This window comes from Streptomyces hirsutus (genome assembly GCF_001418415.1).
Lineage (GTDB): Bacteria > Actinomycetota > Actinomycetes > Streptomycetales > Streptomycetaceae > Streptomyces > Streptomyces hirsutus.
In genome coordinates, this window is the sequence record NZ_LIQT01000738.1 from 2,378 (window position 1) to 2,602 (window position 225).

The 225-nt window shown below is 75.1% G+C and carries 1 pseudogene; it reads right to left on the reverse strand.

The annotated features are described in order from the left end of the window. Positions 1 to 225: pseudogene (locus AOK11_RS41310) on the reverse strand (DNA polymerase III subunit delta); the annotation flags it as partial.

Below are 225 nucleotides of genomic sequence, written 5' to 3' on the forward strand. Positions count from 1 at the left end.
ACCGCCTTCTCCAGGGCGTACCCCGGGTCCTCCCCGCCGCCCTTGACGCCGGCGTCCGCCTCGGCCACCGCCCGCAGGGCGACGGACACGCCGTCGGGGGTCCAGCCCCGCATCTGCTGCCGGACCCGGTCGATCTTCCACGGCGGCATGCCCAGTTCCCGCGCCAGATCGGCCGGTCTGCCCCCGCGTGCCGACAACAGTTTCCCGATCCCCCGTACGCCCTGG